The sequence below is a fragment of the Aliidiomarina shirensis genome, from assembly GCF_003987345.1.
Classification (GTDB): Bacteria; Pseudomonadota; Gammaproteobacteria; order Enterobacterales; family Alteromonadaceae; genus Aliidiomarina; species Aliidiomarina shirensis.
This window is the reverse complement of record NZ_PIPP01000010.1, coordinates 1-1,933: the sequence shown is the minus strand read 5'-3', so window position 1 is coordinate 1,933 and position 1,933 is coordinate 1. Positions and strand designations below refer to the sequence as shown.

Here is a 1,933-nt window from a genome sequence, read left to right as displayed (position 1 = left end):
TTTTTTGTGGTGCGCCGGGCACGGCGCGTAGCGCCTTGACAGGCGCTGTTCCTGTGCAGGTGGTGCTGGCAGGATGACTTGGAGGTGTGAGTCCTCTGTGAGCCCGGTAAGGGGAATCACTAGCTAAACCGCAAGGGTGTTCACTGCGAGGTGAAATCTGAAGGAAGCGGAAAGCAAATCACTGGCCTGACGAACAGAAATCGCATATGAGGCGTTCATAGTGGGTGAGGTAGCCACTACTGCCAAAGCCCAATACTTACACGGAAGCTATGGACGTAGATGCGGCAGGTATAAGTGGGAAGGTCACACGCATTACCCCGGGAGGTCTGTTGCTCTGCCTTAGGCTACTGATGCTGTGAGGTGTCAGGATGGAACAGCAGAAGTCAGCCGAGGCCGTAGTAGGTTGGTTACCGCCAACTGAAGGGCTGAACATAGGTTATGAATCGGAGCATGTTGATTCGATGAGGTTGCGAACCACAGCAAGAGCCAAAAACTCACCTATCCCAAAACGCGAGGCCAGAAGTCTGCGCGGGACGGCTAGGTTGTGCAGTACACCACGGCATCAACAAGAGCAACTCCGAGCGGGGCTGATATGAACGTAATATCAGCGATACTTGAGCGGTCAAATATGCTGCAAGCCTATCAACGGGTGTGCCGAAATAAAGGTGCGCCGGGGGTAGACGGTGTGACTACAGAGGAGCTGAAAGGTTATCTGCAAACCCACTGGCAGCCTATCAAACAACAACTGCTGGATGGTAGCTATCAACCGCAACCGGTGCGCAAGGTAGAGATACCCAAGCCCGGCGGTGGCATGCGGATGCTGGGCATCCCGTGCGTGATAGACCGCCTCATCCAACAGGCAATGCATCAGGTACTGAGCGAACAGTTTGAGCCGATGTTCTCACCGCATAGCTACGGCTTCAGACCGAGTAAGAGTGCTGCGCAAGCGGTACATCAAGCCCGGGATTATATGGAGTTGGGTAAGCGCTGGGTGGTGGATATTGATATGGCGAAGTTCTTTGACCGAGTAAACCACGACATTCTCATGTCGCGTATCGCTCGGGTTATTAAAGATAAAACCGTGCTCAAATTGATACGCCGTTATCTACAAGCAGGCATCATGGACAATGGCATGGTCACAGCACGAACAGAAGGTACACCGCAAGGTGGACCGCTCTCGCCGTTGCTGTCGAACATTCTCCTGCATGAACTGGACATGGAACTTACCCGACGAGGTCACAGCTTCTGTCGCTATGCGGATGACTGCAACATTTATGTGAGCAGTGAGCGCGCAGCGCACCGAGTGCTTGCTTCGACCACGAAGTTCCTTGAACAGCGCCTGAAGCTTCAGGTCAACCGAGACAAGAGTGCTGCCGATAGACCATGGAAGCGCAGCTTCCTTGGTTACACGGTGTGTGGCCGGAAATACAATATTCGGCTCAAAGTTGCTGATAAAAGCGTGAAACGCTTGAAAGGTAACCTCAAAACACTGTTTCGCATGGCTAAAGGCTGGAATATCCGCAAAACGATAAGCGAACTCGCACCCAAACTACGCGGATGGATAAATTACTTCCATCATGCAGACGCCAAAGGTATCTTCAATGAACTCGATGGCTGGCTTCGCCGCCACCTTCGGAAGATTCTCTGGCGACAATGGAAGCGGGGTTTAACTCGTGCGCGGATGTTGATGCGACTCGGTATTGCCCAGAAGCGAGCAGAACTAAGTACGACCAATGGGCGCGGCCCATGGTGGAACTCGGGTGCTTCGCATATGAATCAAGCATTACCGAAGAAGTTGTTTGATAGACTGGGATTGATATCGCTGATGGACAGTTACCATCGGCTCAAATGTAACCTATGAACCGCCGTGGTACGGAACCGTATGCCCGGTGGTGTGAGAGGACGGAGGCCGTGAGGCCTCCTCCTACTCGAT

At 52.9% G+C, this 1,933-nt stretch carries 1 protein-coding gene; it reads left to right on the top strand.

Going from position 1 to position 1,933, the window contains the following annotated elements:
- The first annotated feature begins 592 nt into the window (after positions 1–592).
- Positions 593–1,861: a group II intron reverse transcriptase/maturase gene (ltrA, locus tag CWE13_RS12460; RefSeq protein WP_126809139.1), complete on the top strand. Its 1,269-nt coding sequence runs from the start codon at positions 593–595 to the stop codon at positions 1,859–1,861.
- The last annotated feature ends 72 nt before the right edge of the window (positions 1,862–1,933 follow it).